The 22,692-nt window shown below is 56.4% G+C and carries 27 protein-coding genes; 14 read left to right on the top strand and 13 right to left on the bottom strand.

Translation table 11 applies throughout. The features are described from left to right. The first annotated feature begins 191 nt into the window (after window positions 1-191). Genes G583_RS0110365 through G583_RS0110355 form a run of 3 tightly spaced genes read left to right on the top strand, consistent with a single transcriptional unit; the run spans window position 192 to window position 2,430 of the window. The gene (locus tag G583_RS0110365; RefSeq protein ID WP_022871110.1) at window positions 192-419 is read left to right on the top strand and encodes a sulfurtransferase TusA family protein; all 228 of its coding nucleotides are present in this window, start codon (window positions 192-194) and stop codon (window positions 417-419) included. Between the two features lie 6 nt (window positions 420-425). Further along, window positions 426-794: a DsrE family protein gene (locus tag G583_RS0110360; RefSeq protein ID WP_022871109.1), complete on the top strand. Its 369-nt coding sequence runs from the start codon at window positions 426-428 to the stop codon at window positions 792-794. A 25-nt stretch (window positions 795-819) separates the two neighbouring features. Further along, window positions 820-2,430 (top strand): sulfurtransferase TusA family protein, encoded by a 1,611-nt coding sequence (locus G583_RS0110355; RefSeq protein ID WP_022871108.1) that lies wholly within the window; start codon window positions 820-822, stop codon window positions 2,428-2,430. Here the strand turns inward: G583_RS0110355 and G583_RS15570 are convergent. Beyond that, window positions 2,418-3,413 carry an Ldh family oxidoreductase gene (locus G583_RS15570; protein WP_022871107.1) on the bottom strand — a complete coding sequence of 332 codons (996 nt, stop codon included), beginning with the start codon at window positions 3,411-3,413 and terminating at the stop codon, window positions 2,418-2,420. The genes G583_RS0110355 and G583_RS15570 overlap by 13 nt on opposite strands. A gap of 150 nt (window positions 3,414-3,563) precedes the next feature. After that, on the bottom strand, window positions 3,564-4,400 hold the full coding sequence (locus G583_RS0110345; protein ID WP_022871106.1) for an IclR family transcriptional regulator: 837 nt from the start codon (window positions 4,398-4,400) through the stop codon (window positions 3,564-3,566). Between the two features lie 48 nt (window positions 4,401-4,448). On the opposite strand from G583_RS0110345, the gene G583_RS15565 reads away from it, so the two are divergent. Both G583_RS15565 and G583_RS0110335 read left to right on the top strand, forming a co-directional pair. Next, a complete protein-coding gene (locus tag G583_RS15565) occupies window positions 4,449-5,756 on the top strand; it encodes an MFS transporter (RefSeq protein ID WP_022871105.1) in 1,308 nt (435 codons plus the stop codon). Window positions 5,757-5,803: 47 nt separating this feature from the next. Beyond that, window positions 5,804-6,511, top strand: a complete 708-nt coding sequence (locus tag G583_RS0110335; RefSeq protein WP_022871104.1) for an MgtC/SapB family protein — start codon at window positions 5,804-5,806, stop codon at window positions 6,509-6,511. A gap of 59 nt (window positions 6,512-6,570) precedes the next feature. On the opposite strand, the gene G583_RS0110330 is transcribed toward G583_RS0110335, so the two are convergent. Then, window positions 6,571-7,122: an NADPH-dependent FMN reductase gene (locus G583_RS0110330; protein WP_022871103.1), complete on the bottom strand. Its 552-nt coding sequence runs from the start codon at window positions 7,120-7,122 to the stop codon at window positions 6,571-6,573. A 192-nt stretch (window positions 7,123-7,314) separates the two neighbouring features. Here G583_RS0110330 and G583_RS0110325 point away from each other — a divergent pair, with 192 nt between their 5' ends. The 3 genes from G583_RS0110325 to G583_RS0110315 all read left to right on the top strand — a co-directional run bounded on the left by G583_RS0110325 (window position 7,315) and on the right by G583_RS0110315 (window position 10,382). Further along, window positions 7,315-7,893 (top strand): cysteine hydrolase family protein, encoded by a 579-nt coding sequence (locus G583_RS0110325; protein WP_022871102.1) that lies wholly within the window; start codon window positions 7,315-7,317, stop codon window positions 7,891-7,893. A 5-nt stretch (window positions 7,894-7,898) separates the two neighbouring features. After that, window positions 7,899-9,146 carry a winged helix-turn-helix domain-containing protein gene (locus G583_RS0110320; protein WP_022871101.1) on the top strand — a complete coding sequence of 416 codons (1,248 nt, stop codon included), beginning with the start codon at window positions 7,899-7,901 and terminating at the stop codon, window positions 9,144-9,146. Between the two features lie 93 nt (window positions 9,147-9,239). Further along, a complete protein-coding gene (locus G583_RS0110315) occupies window positions 9,240-10,382 on the top strand; it encodes an NAD(P)-dependent alcohol dehydrogenase (protein WP_245540618.1) in 1,143 nt (380 codons plus the stop codon). Between the two features lie 84 nt (window positions 10,383-10,466). On the opposite strand, the gene G583_RS15560 is transcribed toward G583_RS0110315, so the two are convergent. From G583_RS15560 to G583_RS15550, 8 genes are all read right to left on the bottom strand, one after another. After that, window positions 10,467-11,531 (bottom strand): phosphatase PAP2 family protein, encoded by a 1,065-nt coding sequence (locus G583_RS15560; protein WP_022871099.1) that lies wholly within the window; start codon window positions 11,529-11,531, stop codon window positions 10,467-10,469. A 396-nt stretch (window positions 11,532-11,927) separates the two neighbouring features. After that, window positions 11,928-12,695 (bottom strand): isocitrate lyase/PEP mutase family protein, encoded by a 768-nt coding sequence (locus G583_RS0110305; RefSeq protein ID WP_022871098.1) that lies wholly within the window; start codon window positions 12,693-12,695, stop codon window positions 11,928-11,930. A gap of 143 nt (window positions 12,696-12,838) precedes the next feature. Continuing rightward, window positions 12,839-13,699, bottom strand: coding sequence for a phosphonate ABC transporter, permease protein PhnE (phnE, locus tag G583_RS0110300; protein ID WP_022871097.1), 861 nt, complete (start codon window positions 13,697-13,699; stop codon window positions 12,839-12,841). Beyond that, on the bottom strand, window positions 13,696-14,502 hold the full coding sequence (phnC, locus tag G583_RS15555; protein WP_022871096.1) for a phosphonate ABC transporter ATP-binding protein: 807 nt from the start codon (window positions 14,500-14,502) through the stop codon (window positions 13,696-13,698). The genes phnE and phnC overlap by 4 nt, the downstream gene beginning before the upstream one ends. Next, a complete protein-coding gene (locus G583_RS0110290) occupies window positions 14,502-15,443 on the bottom strand; it encodes a PhnD/SsuA/transferrin family substrate-binding protein (RefSeq protein WP_051129706.1) in 942 nt (313 codons plus the stop codon). The genes phnC and G583_RS0110290 overlap by 1 nt, the downstream gene beginning before the upstream one ends. 148 nt (window positions 15,444-15,591) lie before the next feature. Further along, window positions 15,592-16,332, bottom strand: coding sequence for a hypothetical protein (locus G583_RS0110285; protein WP_022871094.1), 741 nt, complete (start codon window positions 16,330-16,332; stop codon window positions 15,592-15,594). Between the two features lie 40 nt (window positions 16,333-16,372). Then, window positions 16,373-17,086 (bottom strand): hypothetical protein, encoded by a 714-nt coding sequence (locus G583_RS0110280; protein WP_169558786.1) that lies wholly within the window; start codon window positions 17,084-17,086, stop codon window positions 16,373-16,375. 60 nt (window positions 17,087-17,146) lie between these two features. Beyond that, window positions 17,147-18,034 (bottom strand): PPK2 family polyphosphate kinase, encoded by an 888-nt coding sequence (locus G583_RS15550; RefSeq protein ID WP_022871092.1) that lies wholly within the window; start codon window positions 18,032-18,034, stop codon window positions 17,147-17,149. Window positions 18,035-18,173: 139 nt separating this feature from the next. Here G583_RS15550 and G583_RS0110270 point away from each other — a divergent pair, with 139 nt between their 5' ends. From G583_RS0110270 to arfB, 6 genes are all read left to right on the top strand, one after another. Further along, the gene (locus G583_RS0110270; protein ID WP_022871091.1) at window positions 18,174-19,094 is read left to right on the top strand and encodes an SRPBCC family protein; all 921 of its coding nucleotides are present in this window, start codon (window positions 18,174-18,176) and stop codon (window positions 19,092-19,094) included. A gap of 85 nt (window positions 19,095-19,179) precedes the next feature. Beyond that, window positions 19,180-19,926 (top strand): hypothetical protein, encoded by a 747-nt coding sequence (locus G583_RS0110265; protein WP_022871090.1) that lies wholly within the window; start codon window positions 19,180-19,182, stop codon window positions 19,924-19,926. A 9-nt stretch (window positions 19,927-19,935) separates the two neighbouring features. After that, window positions 19,936-20,058, top strand: coding sequence for a hypothetical protein (locus tag G583_RS17075; RefSeq protein ID WP_022871089.1), 123 nt, complete (start codon window positions 19,936-19,938; stop codon window positions 20,056-20,058). Between the two features lie 38 nt (window positions 20,059-20,096). Continuing rightward, entirely contained in the window at window positions 20,097-20,306 is a 210-nt protein-coding gene (locus G583_RS0110255; protein WP_022871088.1) for a hypothetical protein, read from the top strand. 198 nt (window positions 20,307-20,504) lie between these two features. Next, window positions 20,505-21,338, top strand: a complete 834-nt coding sequence (locus tag G583_RS0110250) for an aldo/keto reductase (RefSeq protein WP_022871087.1) — start codon at window positions 20,505-20,507, stop codon at window positions 21,336-21,338. Then, the gene (arfB, locus tag G583_RS0110245) at window positions 21,338-21,778 is read left to right on the top strand and encodes an alternative ribosome rescue aminoacyl-tRNA hydrolase ArfB (protein ID WP_022871086.1); all 441 of its coding nucleotides are present in this window, start codon (window positions 21,338-21,340) and stop codon (window positions 21,776-21,778) included. The genes G583_RS0110250 and arfB overlap by 1 nt, the downstream gene beginning before the upstream one ends. Window positions 21,779-22,001: 223 nt before the next feature. Here arfB and G583_RS17005 read toward each other — a convergent pair whose 3' ends face one another. Continuing rightward, on the bottom strand, window positions 22,002-22,151 hold the full coding sequence (locus tag G583_RS17005; protein ID WP_245540617.1) for a hypothetical protein: 150 nt from the start codon (window positions 22,149-22,151) through the stop codon (window positions 22,002-22,004). Between the two features lie 117 nt (window positions 22,152-22,268). Further along, a complete protein-coding gene (locus tag G583_RS0110235) occupies window positions 22,269-22,628 on the bottom strand; it encodes a zinc ribbon domain-containing protein YjdM (protein ID WP_022871084.1) in 360 nt (119 codons plus the stop codon). Between the last annotated feature and the right edge of the window lie 64 nt (window positions 22,629-22,692).

Here is a 22,692-nt window from a genome sequence, read left to right as displayed (position 1 = left end):
CTACTTCATCTTGTCCGGAATGGTTTGTAGGCGTCTACCTCTGACAGTTGATCCGCACCGATGTTCACGCTGCGCTTGAGGACTTTACCTGCAGGTGAGTCATTGAAAGCTTGGGGCACACTTGCTGCTGCAGTATCGTAGATTCGGCGTGGAGCATCAGTCTGCACATCACCATAAAGGAGCCACACAGCGTGAAACCGCAACCTGATATTGCCTGGAATGCCGGAGATATGGGCTGTGGTGAACTCGTCGTCAAACTCAAATTGAAACTGCGCGATGAACTTGCACCCGGTGAGGTTATTCAACTGACCGCCACCGATGCCGGTGCACCCGAGGACATTCCAGCATGGTGTCGACTGACCAGCAATCCGCTGTTATACCAAGATCACCCCGAGTATTTCATCCAAGCCAAGGAGTAAGACCATATGTCGGCAACTGGAAAATTCTGTGTCTCGATCACGAACGCCAAAAACGATACCGATAAAGCCACAGTGGGTTTCGTAGTAGCAAACGCTGCAGTCGGCTCAGATCAGGACACCATGGTGTTCCTATCCACCGAAGGTGTGCGCCTAGCCGAGCAGGGCTATGCGGATGACATTCACGAAGAGGGCTTCGCCCCGCTTGGAGAATTGATCTCAAACTTTGTTGAAGCCGGTGGCCAGGTCTACGTATGTGCCCCGTGTGTGAAGAAACGCGGCATTGAGCCCGAAAACTTGATCCCGGGCGCAACCGTTGTGGGCGGCGCAAAGCTCGTTGAGTTCTTGGCCGACGGCACCCCGAGCGTCACCTACTAAACCTCCGGATTCGAAAGGAGCAGCCATGACTGAAACCACCGTGCACCCCTATCCCCCACACGACAGTTTTGATGGTGGAGACTTAGATTGTGGCAACGGGCTGCTCCTTTTGATCCGTAAACACATTGATCCATTGACTCCCGGGGAACTCTTAGAAATTATCTCCCGGGATTCCACGGTGGAAGTTGACTTACCTTCCTGGTGCAACCTGACCAAAAACGAACTCATCAATGTGCATACCGAACCTGGTGTATGGCGCTTCTTGGTCAGCAAGGGACCGTTCACACCACCAGCAGATGTTGTCGAGCCGGTCCAAGCTGTCAGCACCACGAATGTGGATCCTGATATCGCGCTTCAGCCGCTAAAACTCAAGAAGAAGCGCAAGAAACCGCAAATGGCGATCACCCAAGAGGTGGTCGAACCGTTCATTCCCAACAGTCTGCCCGAACCAGCTGGCGCCGCCCCGATACTCCCCCTCTCCGTCCTGAGCCTGGGCAGTTGGCCCCGTCCACGGTGGTTGCTGTCTTCACTGCATCAGCACCTCGAAGGCCGCCTGAGCGCCGAAGATTTCGAAGCCGACGCTGACGATGCCGTACAACTGGCGCTCGCTGCACAAGAACGCGCCGGAATCGATGTCGTCACCGACGGTGAACAGCGCCGCGACAACTACTCCTCATTCGTCGGTGGCATTCTGCAAAACTGCCAGCTCATTCCAGTCACTGATCTTTTGCCTTACGTTGATGATCCTGAACAGTTCAATCAAGAACTGCAGGCTCTTGATGTACCGGCCGGCGAAGTCCGTCACCCTGCCGTCTTTGGTCCCCTGGGACGAGACAACCCCCTCACCGTGCACGAGGTCGAGTTCGCACAGTCAGTGGCGCGACAACCGGTCAAATTGAGCCTGCCCGGCCCGTACCTGCTGACACGAACCATGTGGATGGAATGCATTTCAGACCGCGCCTACGATGACCGGGAGGCCCTTGCCACCGACATCGTTCGGATTCTGCGCGAAGAAGTTGCACACCTCCTTGCTCAAGGCACAAGCATTGTGCAATTTGATGAACCCGTCCTCACCGAGGTGCTTTACGGGGAACAAGGCCAGGGTGGCCGCACGTTCATGTGCGGTGCATTGGGCGAACGAGGAGCCCAAGACGAAGAGCTAGCCTTCGCACAATATCTCTTAGAACAGGTCACCGAAGGCTTCCCCGCAGACCGTCTCGCCCTACACGTCTGTCGTGGGAACTGGACCACCGACGAGTCCTCGGCGCTGTCCGGCGGATACGCACCGCTGGTGCCATTATTCAGATCGATTAATGTTGGTACCCTCATTCTGGAACTATGTACCCCGCGAGCTGCTGAATTGGAGGCACTCGCTGGGATCCGTGACGATCAACGGGTTGGCGTTGGTGTGCTCAATCAGAAAGACTCGGCCAACGATACCGTCGACGATGTCATGGCTCGAGCTGAAAAAGCCATCGAGTTTTTCGGATATGACCGAGTACTACTCAATACCGACTGTGGCTTTGCCACATTTGCCGATAATCCGATCCAGTCTGCCGGGGCAGCAGAGCGAGACCTCGGTCTCCTGACCCAAGCGCGTGACCAATTACGAGTAACTTATGGTCACTCAGTCTGATCGAGTGAACCATTTTCGGCGTAGTGCTCAAGCTGCGTCCACAGACGTCTCGATACTTCCACTGACTGCGGCACGTCAGTCAGCTTTGTCACCCGAATCTTACTACCATGATCACGGGTGAAACTGTGCAACAACTCATCGATGCGTGCGGTATACCCGGGCATTTTCCCAGTATCAATAGCAATGATGCTTGCGCCGATCCCCTGTTGGCGCGTCCCGTCAATATACGGGGCCGCTTCATAGGACGAATCTCCGCCGCCAAGCATCGCAATAAATTCAACCAACAACGTTATATTGCCACCTTTATACCCGCCGAAGGGCAACAGTGTCCCAGCCAATGCCTCAGCAGCCTGGGTTGTCGGTTGGCCATGCTTGTCTAGGGCCCAGTCCTCGTGAATCGGCTGGCCTTGGTTTGCATATTTTTGAAAATTTACTCGGGCCGTTGATGATGAGGCTTGATCAATAACGATCGCCCGGTCGTCAGCCAGCGGTACGCCGTAGCTCAACGGATTCGTCCCCACCAGACGGTCATAGCTCCCGCCGACACTCATGACAGCTGGGCTATTAGCCATCGAAATCGACAGTATGTCCCTTTGGGCTAGACGGCGTGCATAATACCCAAGCTCTCCGCCAGCAAAAGCATTTTTTATCAGCAATACAGCAATCCCGCTTGTCTGGGCAGCCTCGAGCAACGCTGCTTCGGCTTGTCGGTACGCGAATTGCATCGGACCGTGATCAGCATCCACAGTGATCATCGATGGTGTCACTGATGCTTGGCTTATCGAAGGTGCCACATTGATCAGATGTTTGGCTGCGGCTTGAAAGTAGTAGAACAGGTGGTCCAATCCTACTGATGACTTCCCCCGCAGTTCTGCGTCCGTGGTCGAATCAGCAAAAATTTCTGCTACGGCCGACACAAAACCAGCTCGTCTGGCCGTTCGATATACCAGATTCCAAATGTCTTGCGAAGCGACAGATCTCATAAGGCCCCCAGTCCGCGAACATCTCGTGTCCACACTCTACCGGTAGGTATATAGTCCGCGTTCGGCATCGCGACAAAAATTCAGACAAATCGACACAGCAAAGCCCATATGCACCGGAACCAAACTGGATTCTGCACAGTAGAAACCACATTACTCAACAACCACAAAATCATCCAAGGATGTTTCAAGCTGGGCTTTGGTATTGGTGAGCTGTTTGATCAAACCAGCATCGATGACGGTGCTAAAGCGATCCTGTGGAATCGAAACGCTCAAGCCCGCGATTGGTGCACCTTGACCATCGTGTATGGCAACCGCAACGGCGCTGACTCCGACTTCTGTGGCCTCGAAGTTAATGGCAAACCCTCTTGCTCGTATGATCGCCAACTCGTTAATGAGACTGTCTAATCTCGACGTGTCAACGGGGGCGCCTCGGAGTTCTGCAGCACGCCGAAAGATCGACTGCACTTGCTCTTTACTCAACTGCGCAAGCACCGCCTTACCACCGGAAGCTTTATCAGCTGGTAGCACCACTCCCCTACGATCCCCCACAATATCGAGCTGACCCGGCATTGCGTCTGCAGCAACGTCGAGCTGCGAGGCATGCTTATGCTCAACCGAGGCAAGAAACCGCACGGCGTCACCAGCCAATATCACCAGGTTCGAAGTCTCACCAACCTGCTGTGTCAGCTGCTCCATATGGGTCCGGGCTCGATGTCGCAGTTCTGCACTCCACGACAACCCAGCTGGTGTGAGCCCCATGGCAGGACCTGGAACGTACCGGCGCGATGCATCCTGCTCGGCATAACCGCGATACACCAACATCGCCATCAAACGGTGTGCCGTAGAAACCGAAATCCCAAGCAGCTCAGCAGCCACGCTGACTCGGACACGGCCAAAATCTCGGACCATCTCCATCAGCGCCAATGCGTGGTCAACTGACTCCACCGGATATCGGGGTGGATCACGAAAAAACTGTGGTTTCTGCATACCAGAATAGTTTTGCACATTGACTGTACCCGCAGTCACAATGTGTCTATGACTACTGCCACACGCTCGAGGACTGCCACAGGCCAGACTCCTGATTCCCCTGCTGCGAATACAGCATCACCAATTTCCCGCCGCCAAGCATGGATAGCCGTCTTGGTCTGCTGGTTACTGGTGGTGTTCGATGGCTACGACCTGATTGTGTATGGCACCGTCCAGTCCTCACTGCTAGCCGAACCCGGTTGGGGGCTGAGCGAAGCCTCACTGGGCACCGTTGGATCGATGGCTTTTATCGGCATGATGATTGGCGCTCTCTTGGCGGGACGCATAGCCGATGTGCTCGGGCGGCGACGTACCATCTTGGCCTGCTCTGTGCTCTTTTCCGTGTTGACCATCGCGTGCGCCTTTGCGCCAAATGCCTGGGTGTTTGGCGGACTTCGCCTGGTCGCAGGTATTGGTCTTGGTGGACTCGTTCCATCGGCGAATGCCATGGTGTCAGAACTGGTGCCGCAGAAATGGCGCTCATCGATCGCCACGCTCATGATGTCCGGTGTGCCAATTGGTGGCTCACTGGCAGCCCTGCTGGGGATCCCACTCATCCCAGCGTTTGGCTGGCCATCCATGTTCTTGGTCGCAGCAGTAGCACTTGTGGTCATCGTTCCGCTGGGCTTCAAGTACCTGCCCGAGACGCTGCCATCCGCGGAACCCGCGACCGAGCAGACCGCTGAAAAGTCCGAAGCTGATACTTCCAGCGCCGGTTTCTCTTCCTTGCTCCGCGCACCATATTTGGGCATTTCTGTGCTGTTTGCCCTGATCACACTCTTCACGCTTTTTGCTTGGTACGGGCTTGGCACTTGGTTGCCGAACCTGATGGAGCGTGCAGGATACGACCTTGGTTCCGCCCTGACCTTTGCCCTGTCGCTCAACATTGGAGCGGTCGTTGGTTCAGTTGTGACTGCGTGGGCAGGCGATCGCTTCGGCCCGGTTCCCGCGGGTGCAGCAGCCGCGGGCCTGGCCGGCGTGGCACTGCTTGTCCTGCTGGCCAGCCCACCGGTCTGGGCTGTGTATGTCGCGCTGGTGCTAGCAGGTGTTGGCACCCACGGCACCCAGTGCCTCGTCATTGCAGCCGTGGCGAATCATTACCCGAGCCACCTACGCGGTACAGCATTGGGTTGGGCGCTGGGCGTGGGCCGTCTTGGCGCTGTCGCTGCACCACAGGTCGGCGGTCTCCTCTTGGCCCTAGGTTTCGGCACCGGATCCAACTTCATTGCCTTTGCCATGGGAGCCGTCCTCGCAGCGATCTTGCTCATCGTGGTCGCCATTGGGTACCAGCAGCGCAACAAGGCCGCCGCTGGATAACTCAACCGCCCTAGGCTTGCCCGCCCTGGCCACGTATCGTGGGGCGTATGGAGTTCGCATGGGTCTCAGAAACGCTGATCACCGAGTCGATACTGCTGGTGTGCTCATTCGTGCTGTCCGGGATCATCGGTCTTGAACGTGAACTCCGACAGAAGTCAGCCGGCGCCCGGACCCATATTCTTGTAGGGATGGGGTCGGCACTCTTCACGCTGGTGTCGTCATACGGGTTTGCCCATGTTTTAGGTGACGACGTCGTCTTGGACCCCTCGCGTATTGCGGCACAAATCGTCACCGGCATCGGGTTTCTGGGTGCCGGTGTCATCTTCGTTCGACGCAATATTGTTTCCGGTCTGACCACCGCGGCTTCCGTATGGGTGACCGCTGCGGTGGGAATGGCCTGCGGCGCCGGCATGCCAATCATCGCAGCTCTCACCGTGGTCCTATATCTCTTTGCGGTGACGGCCCTGACCTCACTGATCCAACGTTTGCCCCGCCAGCACGGAACCGAGGTCTACACCGTCCGGTACACCGACGGCGCCGGTGTCCTCCGCGACATTCTGCAGGTCGCTTCGAATAAAGGTTATGACGTGGCCCTGTCCCAAACCCGGCGCCAACGCACCGAGCAGGGACATGTCGTGGATGCCATCATGGAGTTTAACCATGGAAAGCAAAAACCACCCGAGCCACTCTTACGCCATCTCAGTGAAGTCGTCGGTGTCGTTGAGGTCACGGCCGAGGACCAAGACCACGATTAACGCAGAAACCGCACCCGGGGTTCCGCACAGAACACCGGGTGCGGCTATCTCCAGCGGCCTTAGCTGCGGTGTGTAGTGGTCAGCGCTTCCAACTGATCAAACAATCCGTTTGCTTCAGCGCTATGACGTTCCGCCGGTGAAAACGCACCGTCCTGCCAGTCGAAGAACATGTTGAAGTTCAACTCTGCCCTCACCACCGGCATCGAGAAGTTTGCGACAATCTGACGCCACTGTTCAATGGCACGCACGCCACCAACAGAACCGTGTCCAACAAACGCCACTGGCTTGCCAACCCATTCTGGGCCAAGCGAATCCACGGCGTTCTTAAAGCCGCCGGGAACGCCATGGTTATATTCAGGAGTAACAAAAACGAAGGCATCGAAGCTATCGATTTTATCCGACCAGCGCTGGACATTTGCATCCTTGTGGCTCTTATTGGCAACCATCGGATGCACCGGGCTGGTCAGCAACGGCACGTTGTAATCAACGAGGTCAACGTATTCGTATTCGAAGAAACCGTCGCGCTGTGCAGCAATTTCGTGTACGAATTTTGCGACGGGTTCGGTCGCGCGTTCGGCACGAAGTGAACCGTTGAGAATACCGATTTTCATAAAGAGTTACTCCTTGTAGCGGGGTGCTTTCCAGAGAGTTACTCTATCGACTCTGCAGACTGCAACGTTCCGAAACGTCATAGAAAAGCTCGTTCCTTGCCATGTATTTCAAATTTGCAACTGCTGGCTGAAAAGTTTGACGAGCGAGGCTGCACTCCTGACAATCTCGGTGCTGGGTTTTAGGCTAGCAACATGACACATACACGTGACGCGCTGGTACTCGTAGACCTACAAAACGCCTTCTTTGATGAGGAAGGGTTAGCTGAGCGTCAAACCGAAATTGTTGACGCCGCCAACCGCTTGATTGATGCGGCACACGCAGCGGGCTTGCCAATTTATATGATTACCACCGAGCACAGTCGCGATGAGTCCACCTGGACCCTCAACATGTTGGAGGCGGGTACAGGATTCCTCTTTCAAGGCGATGAAGGAACTCAGATTGTGCCGGGGCTTAAGACGACTGACACCACCAAGGTTGAAAAAACTCGTGACAGCGCTTTCTTCGGCACTGATTTGAACATGCGCTTCGTCAACAAACGCATCGGCAGGATCATCCTGGCCGGCGTCTCTACCCACGGGTGTGTGGCACAAACGACGCGCGATGCGTTTGCGCATAATATTCGAGCCACCATCGTCACCGATGCCGTGGCTGATACTCGCGATGATTACCACCGGACCCAAATCAACCAGCTGGAAGCCGACCGGCAAGCAACGCTTGCTACCGTCGACGAAATCATCGCACGGTGGCAAGCAGAAGCTTCAAGAAGCTAGACACCGTGGTTCGCACTCTTAGCCTGGCTCAGGCTCGCCGCGTCGCAATCGCTGCCCAAGGATTGGATCGCAGAGAACCAGAAACCGTGAGCATGCGAGATATCACGGCCACCATCAAACAGATTGGGCTGCTGCAGATTGATTCGGTGAATGTGCTTGCGCGTGCGCATTTGTTGCCGCTCTTTGCTCGCTTAGGGCCTTATGACACTGCCCTGCTGGATCGAGCCACCGGGCGTGCCCCGAGACGCATCTTAGAAACCTGGGCGCACGAAGCCACCTACGTGCCAGCCAGTACATTTCCTCTGCTCACGTGGAAACGTCGTCGGTGGCCAGGTATGAATCCAGCAGCACTGGAAGCGGAGCACCCTGATCTCTTTGCTCTGATCCGACAAATTGTCACAGACCACGGGCCACTGACGAGTCGAGAGATCACAGAGCGCATCGACCCACGCTATACACAGCGCGATAACAGCCGATGGGGCTGGGCGTGGAGTCCCGCCAAAGTTGCTTTGGAAATCCTCTTCGATGCAGGCGAACTGACACCGGCTCGCAGGAGCGGACAGTTCGAACGAGTCTACGATCTGACAGAGCGCGTGCTGCCGCCAACCGTGCGGACACAAGGCCCGGTCTCTAAGGATGACTCCCTTGTGGAGTTGGTCCGAATCGCTTCGCGTGCCCACGGCATTGGGACCATCCGGTGTTTTGCCGACTACTTTCGACTGGATCAGCGTGATGCTCGCCGGGCCGTTGAACAACTCGAGTCGGCGGGCGATCTCCTACCGGTCTCAGTAACCGGCTGGGAACGACCAACCTGGCTGCATGCCAAAGCGCGTGTTCCTCGCCAGACGTCTGCGCGAGCGCTTCTGGCGCCGTTCGATCCCCTTGTGTTCGAGCGACGTCGTCTCCTGGAACTCTTTGGCATGCACTATCGTCTTGGTATCTATACGCCGGCCCATAAGCGGACCCACGGCTATTACGTTCTGCCATTTCTTCTGGGTGAACATCTTGTTGCTCGCCTAGATCTCAAGCATGACCGTCACCGCGGTGCACTAGTCGTCCGGACAGCCTTCGCCGAGACTCCGGGCCCAAACGAGGAGGCGCTCGCGACGTGGCCAGAACGTAGCATGATTCTCCAAGAACTGGCTTCAGAACTCGCGGTAATGGCTCACTGGTTGGGCGCAGAGCGTGTCACTGTCGATCCGCAGGCGCACGGTGACCTCGTTGCCGAATTGGCTAGCCAGGTCTCGCGCTAAAGACCTTCTACGACAATGCTGGCCCAGCGCCAGCTTCTAGCCTATGGACGGGTTTGCCGAAACGCGCGTACGGTAAATGTGGCGGTGTTCATCGTGGACACCGCCACATGCATCCCAAAGCTCACGGAGGTTACTGTGGACATCACGGCAGCAATTACCCGAAATAAAGGCGAAGCTTTCGAAATCGCGACACTACAACTCGATGACCCGGCCTCAAACGAAGTACGGGTCAAACTCACCGCGACAGGAGTATGCCACACAGACGCTATTACCCGAGATCAGGTATACCCCACGCCACTTCCCGCGGTGCTCGGCCATGAAGGTGCCGGAGTCATTGAAGCCGTTGGAGAGGCTGTTACCTCTGTACAACCTGGGGATCGGGTCGTTCTTGGCTTCAATTCTTGTGGTGAGTGTGCCACATGCCTCAACGGGCGGCCCGCCTACTGCAAGAATTTCTACGACTACAATTTCGGCGGAACGAGACCGGATAACACCACGGCGCTGTCAGAGAACGGATCAGCCGTATCTTCGCATTTCTTTGGCCAGTCATCGTTTGCAAGTTATGCGAATGTGTCAGTTCGATCAGTCGTACCAGTTGGTGACGATGTGCCGCTTGAACTCCTTGGTCCACTCGGCTGCGGTCTCATGACCGGCGCCGGTTCCGTTATCAACTCGCTAAACGTTGGGGCAGGCGAATCCGTTGCAATCTTTGGCACCGGAGCTGTTGGTTCGTCTGCGATCATGGCAGCCGCGGCAATAGGGGCGACCACGATTATCGCGATTGATCTTGTCGATTCCCGTCTCGAGGCATCTCTAGAGTACGGTGCGACACACACCGTCAACTCTGGCAACGAAGATCTTGCAGAGCGCCTTTCAGAAATTACCAACGGCGAAGGGGTCAATGTCGCGCTTGATACGACCGGTGTTACAGCCGTTACGCGTCAAGCAGCAGATGCAGTTGGCATCAATGGTCGCGTTGGCCTGGTGGGCGCACCAAACTTAGGCGATGAGGTCAGTTTCGAAGTCGGAGCATCCTTGCTCAAAGGCTGGTCGTTCCAAACGATTATCGAAGGCGATGCTGTACCGCAGGATTTCATTCCGAAGCTGGTACACCTTTGGCGTCAGGGGAAGTTCCCCATCGAGAAATTAGTCACGACGTATCCGCTCGACCAGATCAATCAGGCTTTTGAAGACTCCGCCTCAGGCAAGACGATCAAACCTATTGTGACGTTCTAGCCAGACACTAAAAACGCCAGTGTTCGGCCCGAATTTACGGGCCGAACACTGGCGTTTGCAGCAATATTCTTTAGAACGTGACGATCATACCGCTGCGGTCTCTCGACTCGGTACGACGTCTTCAGCTTCAATTACCGCGGGCCTGAAGGCTTGTTCCTGAATGCTCCTCGCCCTGGTAACGCGCTGTCCTATCGCAACACAGAGCCACCCCATGGCAACGCCGACGATGCTGTCGATCAAGTAGTGCCAGCCAAAGTAGACGGTGGCAATAAATGTGGCGCCGAAGAAGATCCAGCCCGCCCAGCGGAGGATCTTGCTCGCGGTTGTCTTATGCGCGAAGAGAGCGATTGCAAAGGTAACGGAGCAGTGCAGGGAAGCAAAGGCTGCGACACCGTGAATCGTTTCTCCCGCGAGGGGATCTGCCAAGAATTCCAATCGATTATCCCAGAGCGCGGCTTGTAGCGCGCTCGTACCTGTCTCGGGCAGTACTTGGTAGTACTGGTCCTGATAATAGACCGGGCCGACCGCTGGGAAGGCGTAATAGCTGATCGTGCCGACAACCCAGTTCAAACTAATCGCGGTGACGTACCATGCTCCAATGGCCAGATTGCGGCATAGCACCAGCACCACCCCGATCGACAGCGGGATCAGTGGCATGTAGGCCAGATAAATAATGGAGAGGAATTCGGCGCTGAGTCCGATGCCGAAAAAGTCTTGCATGACGAAGGCTGGGTTGGTGCCTCCGAACATCCATTTATCAAGCTCAGCAAGCTGGGAGTCGTAGAGCACCCCGTCGGTGTAAATGGGCAACACGCTCTTGAGGTTGCGGTAGCCGACGTAGCAGAGATAGAACGCTAAGAAACCCGTGCAAATATACAGGACACGCTTCCATGTCCACTCGTGCTTCACAACGTCGAGCATCCCTTGCGGAATGTTTCGCCAGCCGGATCGTCGGATCGCTGCGGGAATGAGCCCAACGGCGAAGAGTAATGCTGCAATAAGGGGAAGTCGAATATACGCAGGGCCCAGGAAGCCCTCCGGGTCGCGCAGCGGTACCCCAGTATGCAAGGATGCTAGGATAGCTGCAACCATGGTGATTATGGCCACACTGATGATGAACGTGTAAGGCCGATTTCGAACGGAATTCATCTAAATAACATACATCCGTAATCGCGCAGATGGTAATTTTCTGCGCCCATTTTACGCTGATGGGGCTATTTTCCGCATGCTTGCAACGATCTGGGTGTGTCAACAAAATCGGCGTGTCGCCGTTTATTAGATTAACGCAATAATCTACGAACCATACGAAGGATTCCTCGTCGGCCAGCACGCTTTCCTAGCGCTTTGGGTCCTCGACGAGCAGCCCGAGCATCACCACGCATCCGACGTAGTCTCAATAGCCAGTTCAGCATGTGAACCTCCTGAAAAATTCTGTTCGGTCTGCTGATCGCAAGTTCGTGACGCTCATTATGCCATTGGTCCACCTAGTGCGGAACCACCGCCCTGGCACCTGTAAACAGTTACTGCTTTAGGGGATCCATGTTTTTAGGGGATCCATGTTGAAAGTTGTTGGGCCGAGACTTCACCGAGCCATTTCTGCCACAGTGGTCCGAAAGTAATACGACGTGCGCCCAGTTCTTTGAGCGTTGCTACATCGCCGGCGGCGTGGCCTTCGACCGGATGGGCAGTGAGATTGACTGGTACAGAAACGGCCTGCACCAGCCGGGTAATTTCTGCTGCAGAGGAGACGCCAACCGGATACACCGCGCGTGCTCCAGCTTCTTCCATAAGCGCCACGCGTTCAGCGGCTTCGGCTAGCGGATCAGGAAAGACTTCAGTCCCCAGTTTGATCGCGTCGGTTCGTCCGTTAATCACAAAAGAGATTTCGGCTTCATCAGCCACTTGACGTGCTGCAGCGATATAATCGGCGTGTTCAGCACGATCACGAACACGGCTGTTTTCGCTGTGCACGACGTCTTCAATATTTGCTCCGACCGCCCCGGCTTCCAGCAGCCGTTGGATGAGCTCTGCTGGTTCCAAACCGTAGCCCGACTCAACATCGGCGCTCACCGGCACATCGACGGTTTCGGTAATCCGTTTGATGACCTCAAGGTAGTGCACGAAGTCCATGTGCTCACCGTCAGCGCTCCCAAGGGCATCGGCCACCGGGTGACTTCCAACCGTCAGTGCTTGAAAACCGGCCTCAGCTGCGACATCGGCACTCCAGGTGTCCCAAACCGTCGGCAAGATGAGCACCTGACCTGATTCATGTTGTTCGGTCAGCGTTGCGGCGAGTGCTTTAACGTTCGACATAAGAGCCTCCTTCAAGAGTTTCATGTCCCAGCCTAAGACCGTGTTACCTGCCGCGGCTAGTCAAAGTTTGTGACATCGACTAGAAAAAGCCGCCCACCCCAACCGAACAAGCGTGTGCTGGATCGGTTGGGGCGGGCGGGCTGTTATACAGCGCGCTGGAGTTGGTCTGAGCCCAGCATTTTTCGGCGGACCAAGGAACTGAGCTGTTCTGCCAGGAACACGACCACCAGGATCATCAAGATGATCGTCAGGGCTGTGTCAAACTGCCGCAACGTAAAGGCCGGGGTGAGTTCCATACCGATACCGCCAGCTCCAACCATGCCCAAGATCGTGGCGCCGCGGATGGCCTTTTCTAAGCAGTAGAGGCTGGTGGCAGTAAATGATGCGAAGGAAGCCGGCATGACGGCGCTCGCGACCACAGCGATTCCGGTCGCGCCGGTTGATCGCAGTGCGTCAATCGGACCACGTTCGACTTCTTCAATCCGTTCGGCGAAGAAGCGTCCAGCAAATCCGACCACGTCCACGGCGATCGCGAAAATCCCTGCGAGCGGACCGAGACCGACGGCCATCACAAAAATCAGTGCCCACACCAGCTCCGGGATGGAACGCAGCACTGTAAGCATGAACCGCATTGCCACACCGACCGGCCCGAACGGGGTCGTATTTTGTGCGGCCAGCACCGCAGCTGGCACGCTGAGCACCACGCCAATGGCCGTGCCGATGAGAGCCATCTCTAATGTCTCGAGCATGGCCTCTGCCAGGTTTGGTGCACGTTCCAGATTCGGTGGGAAGGCACCGGTGACGAAGTCCCAAATATTTGCTGGGCCTTCGGCCATGCGTTCCCAGGAGATGTCCATCCGAATGAGACCGTTGATGGCTAACGCGAGAAGGAACAGTCCGATTGCCACAGACGTCCATTTAGGAAACGTGAAGCGCGGCGGCAGCTCATCTGCAGTCTGGTCAATGTCAGAGCCTGCCGTTGTTGTGGCGTCGAGGGGGTTCATCGGCCGGCTCCTTCCAGCACAACCTGCTCTGTGCTGTTACTGGTATAGAGACCCTCGAGCTGACGATCGGCCAGTTGTGAAATATGGGTATCGATATCGAGGTGCCCCTCGCGCAACGCGACAATCCGGCTACCGTAGGCTCGGGCCAACTCCAGCTGGTGCAGCGTGCACACCAGTGTGAGGTTCTGCTCCTCGGTAATTTCCCACAGCATGTCCATGACAGCTCGTCCAGCATGTGGATCCAGTGCTGCGACCGGTTCGTCGGCCAGTACAATCTTGGGCCGTTGCATCAACATGCGCGCGATAGCGACGCGTTGCTGTTGGCCACCGGATAGCTGTTCGGCACGTTTCCCTGCGGTGTGTGCCAGCCCAACGCGGTGCAGAGCCTCCATGGCTTCATCGCGTTGTTCTGGTTTTGCCGTGGCGCCAAGCCAATTTCGTGGGCTGGGGGCCCGTCCTAGGGCACCGTGAACGACATTTGTCAGAACCGAGAGTTCTCGAACCAGGTTGATGCGTTGGTGCACCATCCCGACTTGGCGTCGCAGTGTTTTGAGCTGCTGTTTATTCGCGGACGTGACGTCGGTGTCGAGGACTTTAACGGTGCCGCTGGTTGGTTCGACGAGCCGGTTGAAGCACTTCTGCAGGGTTGATTTTCCAGATCCGTTGGCGCCTAATAGCACGACGGTCTCCCCCGCCGTGGCCGTAAAGTTGATGTCCTTTAGTGCCTGGGTGCCGGTGCTGTACACCTTGTTCAGCCCGGCGACCCGGATCACCTGGGACCCTGTGGTGTCAGACTGTGGCATTACTGTTCGTCCTCGTCCGGCAGGTCAGCGTACTGATCAAATCCTGCTGCTTCAAATGCGCGACGGGTTGGGTCGTAGTCAGCGTCTTCTGCATCAACGAATTCTGAGTCAATGTACTTGTCGTTCTCACCGGTCTGTACGATCGCCTCGAGTAACACGTCCTGGTTTTCGTTCAGGCTATCTTGGAGGTAGCTGGCACATTCTTCGCCCAGGCCAGTGCGAGCGATGAACAGGTCGTTGGGAAGATCGGGGCCTTCTGCCAGGATTTCCACTTCTTCCTCACCCATGGCTTCTTCCAGCGCCTCTAGGTCAGAAATACCGGTACCGAGCGCATCCCCATCACCGGTGGCAAAAGCTTCGATGTGCGTATCGGACAGCGGGAGGACTTCGACATCACCGGCGTTGGGGTCAAGCCCAGCTGAGTCCAGCATTTCCAGTGGCCCAAGGTGACCAGAAGTGGAGCCGACTTCCTTGGTAATCATCTGGGTGCCTTCAAGGTCTTCGACTGATTCAAGGTCCGAGTCGGCACGTTTGAAAATGGCGGCCTTGTAGTTATCGCGAGTAACTCCGGTTAGTGGAATCGCATCGGCTTCTTCTTTGAGCACCACGTATTCGGCGGGGCCTGTGAGCAGGACATCCAGGTCGTCGTACTCTAGGGCGGTCGCAGCAGCTGTGCGGGAAGCCATGGGTTCAAATTCGACGTCTAGGCCGGTTGTTTCTTCGAGAGCAACACGGAAGTCTTCGAATTCTAAGACGAGGGTTTCTAGACCTTCGACGCCGGTGTCCGAGAAACGCAGCGGTTCAAATTCTGCACAAACTCCGGCATCACCGGATGCTACGGTTTCGTCACTTGCGTCGGCGGAGTCTGCATCGCCGCAGGCGGTCAAGGCAAGTGCTGTGGCTACAGCTACAGCTGACAAGGTGAGTAACTTTCGTGACATGACGGATGTCCCCCTCAAAGCAATCTAAGTGTGAGCGGTCGACGCGGACCAACACTGAGCTTCCTTGAGATATATGAACCCGAGGTGACGCAATGGCCAATGAAACATCTCGTCAGCTTGAATTTCTGTCGAGCAGGAGAAAACAACGCTACGAAAACATATTCTGAGGGCGACGATCCTGGACGCGCACGGCGGCAATGACCGGTATGAGGACCAAGCCCAACAGTGCTATACCTGCCCAGAGCCAGAAACTGCCAACCGTGGCGGGATTTTCAAAAATGACGAACGCCTGCCATATGCCGACCCCAGCTATGATGATCCAACCGACGCTACCGATAGCACTGGTTGGGAGCCATTTCCCGATGAATCCTAGGCTCGCAACGGTGGTCCAGGCATACAGCGCAATCACGAAGACGGCTACCAGGCCAAAAGCTATGGGATCGTTGTGATACTGGGCCAACGCGCCCTGCCGTGGGACGCTCTCATCTGCCACCAGTGGCCATGTTAGCATCAAAAGCGCCTGGAATACTGCTGCCAGCACAGTACTGACCAACAGCAGGCTGGGTAGACCACGGGTTCGAAACCCGTTGTCGTCACGGCCCAATTTGAGTTGTTCAATACCCCAGATGATCGGTGCGCTTCCCAAAAGCATCGCAGCCCATAAGGTATCTGCCTCGACGACCCCGGTGTCACTAATGGGTCGGTTTCGAAGAAATCCAGTACCTGCGATCAGCATCAGACCGGTGATGATCACCGCAACAAGAACAGCTCCGGTGAACCGTTTTTGCAGGTCTGTTCCCCATCCGCCAAGCGGCTGAGTTTTATCTTTCGCGGCTTCTGCAGGTGGCGGTGGTGGCGGGCCGTTTGACCAGTGTTTCTCGGTTCGCATGGCACTATTGTGCACGTTTGGCCCAGGCATTGCGAGGACATTAGGTTTTGCGCGCCGCGGCTATGCTTGGCACCAGCACTATGCCCAGCAAGGCAATCCCGGCCCAGGCCCAGAAACTACCAATCGTGGCGGGATTTTCGAACATGACGATCCCCTGCCACGCACCGACTCCAGCAATGATGAGCCAACCGGCAGTGCCCAGAGCACTGGTCGCGGCCCCCTTGCCAGCAAAGCCCAGCGTCGCCACGGTAGTCCATGCATACAACGCAATCACGAAGACTGCTACCAAGCCAAACGCTAAGAGATCGGTGTGATACTGCGCTAGCACGACATCTCCGGCGAGACTGTCATCAGCTACGAGTGGCCACGTCAGCATCAAGAGGATCTGGAGCAGAGTTGCCAACCCGGTACTGACCAGCATCAAACTCGCTAAACCGTGAGTACGAAATCCTTTATCAGCACGAGCGAACTTGACTTGCCCAAATGCCCAGATGAGCGGTGCAGCCACGACCAGAATGCCGGCCCACGCAGCATCTGGATCGACAACAGTTCCGGTACTACCGGCTCGAGTTCGCAGTAATCCAGTCCCTGCGAGCAACATCAGAACGGTAACGACAACAGAGGCGACCCCTGCACCGATCAACCTGTCTTTCAAATCCTTCTTCCACTCGCCAAGCGGAGCATTGCGGTGCTTAGCTGCTATTGGGGGCGGAGGCGGCGGTGGTCCACCGGGCCAGTGACTCTCAGAACGCATAGCACTATTGTGCACGTTTGACCCAGGCATTGCGAGCACTAAAACAGCACTGCAACGAAGTTATCGGCTGGCGTCGAGTCGTCGTCGTTGTTCAGCGATATCGAAGGTTGCTGGTGGATAGGTCAGGTCCAAAGACGCCAGCGTTTCAATGAGTAATTGTTGCACTGCCAATCGCGCGTACCATTTTCGGTCAGCGGGGATCACAAACCACGGGGCGTCTTCGGTATCGGTCTCTTCGATGGCTATTCGGTGGGCTTCCATATATGCGTCCCATCGCTCCCGGGCGTCGACGTCGGCCGGGGTGAATTTCCAGTGCTTGGTTGGATCATCGAGTCGTTCCGAAAGCCGCTGATACTGTTCCTCGCGACTGATGTGCAACATGACTTTCAGAATCACAGTCCCGTTGCCCACGAGGTCTTGTTCAAACTGCCGAATGGCGCCGTACCGACGCTGCAGGCGAGCCGGTGGTGTGAGGCCTTCGACCCGATGCACCAGGACATCCTCGTAGTGCGAGCGGTCAAACACCGCGATCTCTCCGTGTTTGGGAGTGTGGTGCCTGATGCGCCAGAGAAAGTCGTGCTGGAGTTCTTCGGGCGTTGGTTTCTTGAACCCCACCTGGTGGATGCCCTGCGGGTTCATCGAACCAACGACGTGTTTGGTCACACCACCTTTACCGCTGGTATCCATACCCTGGACGATCAATAAGACCGAGCGTCGTGAGCCAGCTGCCTCAGCATTCGCAAACAGCAAGGTCTGGAGCTCTTCCAACCGATCAACGTCACCGGCAACACGTTGCGTGCCCGCCTGCTTCTTTGAGGTTGCGCCATATGCGACTGCAAATGCCGGTGTGGCCCGACAGTCAAGGGCTTCAAGCGCTCGTAGCGAGCCCTGGTCGAAGGCAAACTCTCGCAGTGCTTGATGAAACGGTCCCGAATGTTTGTGCTCCATGACGCTTCATCCTATCGGGTGGACTTGGTGAACAATTTTGCCCACCGCGCCCTTAGCCACACGCAGGCCTGCCAATCGTGCTTGACGCGGCTCGTTCGGTCAGCGTATTTTGCAAACACTCCGTACGAAAGGCCCCGTCATGGCCATCACATCGCTTGAGATACATCGCGAAGCGCTCACCGTAACGATCCTTGCCGATTTTCCTGTTCCGGTAACTCGCCTATGGCAGGCGTATATGGATCCCCGGCAGCTTGAACGATTTTGGGGCCCGCCAAGCTGGCCGGCAACATTCACTCGGCATGATGTTCGTCCAGGGGGTCGTTCTGAGTATCACATGACCAGCCCGGACGGTGAGCGATCCGGCGGTTTCTGGGAGTTCATCAGCACTGACCCGCCACATCGTTTTGAAGTGCGTGATGGATTCACTCATGAGGATGGCACACCTAATACCGAGCTGCCGGGCATGCGCGTGGTCTTCGAATTCAGCCCGTCAGACTCCGGGTCCCGACTCACGACGACCACACATTTTCCATCAGCAGAGGCCTTGGAGCAACTCGTAGAAATGGGCATGCTCGAAGGCACTCGCGAAGCGATGGGGCAGATCGACGAGGTTGTTACCGACGATGTCACGATCCGGGTGAGCCGTGTGCTGCAGGCAAGCCCCGAGCACATTTGGCAGGCGTATCACGAGCCAGAAATCATGCAGCAGTGGCTGTTGGGGCCCGATGGTTGGCGTATGCCCGTATGCGAGATCGGCCACCAGCCCGGTGATACATACCGTTATGAGTGGGAATCGGATGCGGGTGAGGATCGGTTCGGTTTCACCGGTGAAATCCTCGAGTCCGATGCGCCCTATCGTGAAGTGGCAACCGAGAACATGATTGGTATGGAGGGTCCAGGCACCGTCAATGCCATGCATCTCACGGAGATCACAGATGGCACGCTCCTGATCGTGGTGATTACCTATCCAAGCCAAGAGTTGCGCGATATCGTTGTGGCCACCGGCATGGTCGATGGGATGGAACTCAGCTATGCGCGCCTGGAGTCACAAGTGCTGTAGAACGACGCCATGCATCTCTGGGCCGATCGAAACCTCAGCGATTAGGTCACAGCCGAGGCCTGCATTCATGATAAAACTCAACAGTATGACTATTCGGCAGGGTCCGCGGCAAACACTTCAGCAGGTGTTCCTCTGGACCATTATCGTATCCTTTTCCCTCTCAGCGCTCTATGGGATCGCAGTCCTGCTCGGCGCAGATGCAGACGCCATCGTCGGCTCCCAGGTCGTAGCATCCACACTCATCGTCGGTTCCTTCAGCTTGGCGATGCTCTGTTGCGGCGCACTCTTCAACAAGCCCGAGCGCCCGCTGGGTATCACCGGTGTTGTAATCAGCGCGCTCAGCATGGTGGGATCACTGTGGTTCATCTGGTCCGAACCCAGCATGCCCACCACCGCAGTCGAAATCCTGTTCACGGGCATCACCCTTACGGCAGCATGCACGTTTGTCGCATTATTGTTGGCCGCCACCAGCTACCGGGACACCGTCATCCGTCCACTCTTGGGCGCGACACTGGTATTTGTGGCCATCACGACCGCCCTGGTGCTGCTCTCGATTTGGAGCATCACCGCCGTAACCCATGAATATTTCAGCAGAGCGCTGGGCATCGCTCTCATTCTTTCGGTAGTCACCGCAATCATCACACCGATCCTTGGTTTCCTGCGACGAAAAACCAACCAACACCGCACATCGCCGTACACCGCGGCTCAGACGTCCGATCCGTATCGCCTTGACGCTGCAACCGCCGCGGCGCTCGAAGCCGAAGCCCGCAGACAAGGAATCAGCGTCACGCAACTCGTAACGCCGATATTGGAGACAAGGACAGACGAATGAAGCGACGGCATGATTCTGGTGATATTCGCGGCCTATAAACACCACATCAATGTGGTTCCCACCGGTTTGATCGCGGCCCAGGTTGATGAGCGCCTGCGGGAGTATCTCGAAGACGGGGCCACTTGGATGTGAGCATTGCCCCCACGGGTCGTAAAGGTTACATTTACAGCATGGAGGATCTTGACCCAGCAGTCACCCCGGCCCAAGACGCGACACACTTTCGCAACATCCGCGCCGCTCGAGCCAACCTCGAGCAGGCCAAAGCCGACCTCCAAAAAGCAGTGGACCAAGCACGCGCTGCCGGAGATTCCTGGACTCTGATAGGTGCCGCGTTGGAAACAGGCCGGCAGGCCGCCTACCAGCGCTTCGGCCGCGACTAACTACACCCCCGATGACTAGAGGTGGCGGCTTGACGCGCACGTGGATCAGTCTGCCAAACAGCGGGAGCATGTTCGGACAACAGTAACGGTGCTGTTGGTCATCTACGCCCGCAGGGGCCGGTCCAGACTTTTCCTATACCTCCAGAAGTGTTGGACTGTGTCCTAGAAGAATTTTGAGAACCAATGGGTAGGAGCACCATGACGACATCACCGATGATTGCTTTTTACGATGGCCACCAGATCCCACAGCTGGGCTATGGCGTATGGCAGGTTGAAAATGATGTCACCGAAGATGTTGTGGGTCAGGCACTGGCAGCTGGCTACCGGCACATCGATACGGCGCACATCTACGGTAATGAGTCCGGAGTTGGCGCAGCACTTCGTGCCTCAGGACTGGACCGTGACGACGTCTTCATCACGTCAAAACTCTGGAACGATGACCACGGCTATGACGCCACGCTCAAAGCCTTCGACGCGACCATGGAAAATCTCGGGCTGGACGTCCTCGATCTGTTCCTCATCCACTTCCCCGTCCCTTCCAAAACCTTGCGTGTCGAGACGTGGAAGGCATTCATTGAGTTACACAAGCAAGGTCGGATCCGGTCAATCGGCGTCTCAAATTTCCGAGTCGAAGACCTTGAAGAACTGGAGGCTGCAACAGGCATCATTCCGGTGATCAATCAGATCGAGCTGCACCCCTATTTTGGGCAGCAACAACTGCGTGAATATCACGCATCCAAGGCCATCGTGACCGAGTCGTGGTCTCCCCTGGGTCAAGGCGGCGGCGAACTCACTGATCCGGTCATCGCGGACATCGCCACAGCCCACGGCGCAACCCCGGCTCAGGTGATCATCGCCTGGCACCTGGCCCTGGGGCTAGTGGTTATCCCGAAATCCGAGACACCAGAACGAATCGTGGCAAACTTCGAATCGCTGGATCTCCGACTCTCAGCTACCGAGATCGCAGCCATCAGCGCTCTGGATAAGGGCGAATCGGGCCGCCAGGGTGCAAACCCGAATACGTTTTCCTAATGCCTGATCTGCATATCCCCTCGGGGCCAGGCGCCCCACAGGGACTTGTTGTCCCCGCTGCCGAACTGGGCGAGCAATTCAGCCATGCTTCAGGCCCTGGCGGTCAGGGTGTCAACACGACTAACTCAAGGGTTCAGCTAAGTTTGGATATCGCCACGACCACGGCATTGGATGACAAACAACGGCAACGTGCCCTCCGGGAGCTGCACACACGGTTGGCCGGCACGGTCTTGATCATTGATGCGGCTGAGCACCGCTCGCAGTGGCGCAACCGCAAAGCTGCCCGCGAGCGCCTGAGCACACTGCTGCGTGATGCGGTTATTCCGCAGCGGCCACGCAAACGGACCAAACCCACCCGAGGCTCGCAGCGTCGGCGGCTCAAAGCAAAGCGGATCCGGTCCGAAGTAAAACAGAACCGCAAGCGCCCGAGTTCTGACTAGCCCACCGACCAACAAGGAAACTTAGTCGTTGTGTTCAGCGATAAAACGACCGATGACTCCACCCTTGCGGAGCTTATCGATAGCTTCTGGAATCGCAGCGTGGGTGAAGTGATTCAACGGCGGGTTGAGTTTGCCGGAACGCAGGAGCTCATAACTTTCAGCTAGGTCTTCTTTCGTCCCGGACTGTGAGCCCTTGATGGTCAGCTGGTTGACGATGATCGGATCATGGGTGACAGGCCAACACGGTCGCCAACGTTCCAGTGATCCATCCCTTCGCCAAGGCGCTGCTCACGTCGGCTGATTCATGACCCATGGTGCGTGGTAGACCCTGTTGGAATAACGCCATCCAGCCTGGATCCTCCAGCGCGGACACATCTGTGTGGCATACGCCAGAGGCTTGGACATCAACGACGACTTCGCCTTTGCTAGCGGTTGGCTCGGGGACGTCGTTGAATTCTAGAGGTTCGCCCTTGGCGGGCCCTTCAGCTGGTCAGGTAGCCTTCTTCACCACACTGGATTTCAACTGCATGTGACCAAAGCCCGGCACGCGAGCATCGATATCGTGTTCATCGACGACAAATTCGCTCAAGCGGATATCGCGAACCTTTGTTCCGACTTTCACGACGCCTCCGGCACCTTTGACCTTCAAATCTTTGACGATGGTGACGTCATCGCCATCGTTGAGTTCATTGCCCACTGCATCTCGTATAACGGGCTGTTGCTCGACGCTGGGCTCGGTTTCTGAGACGGTCGACCATTCATGACCGCAGATTGGGCAGACGAAGAGTGCACCATTTTCATAGGTGTAGGTTTCGTCGCATTCGGGACAAGCAGGTAAATGTTCAGCCATGGATTCTTTCACTCGTATCTGACGCCTGGTACAGCCATCATAGGCCGTTTGGGTTTTCCCCAAT

The sequence above is a fragment of the Yaniella halotolerans DSM 15476 genome, from assembly GCF_000420805.1.
Classification (GTDB): Bacteria; Actinomycetota; Actinomycetes; order Actinomycetales; family Micrococcaceae; genus Yaniella; species Yaniella halotolerans.
The sequence above is the reverse complement of the archived record's forward strand: the minus strand, read 5'-3'. Positions and strand labels throughout refer to the sequence as shown.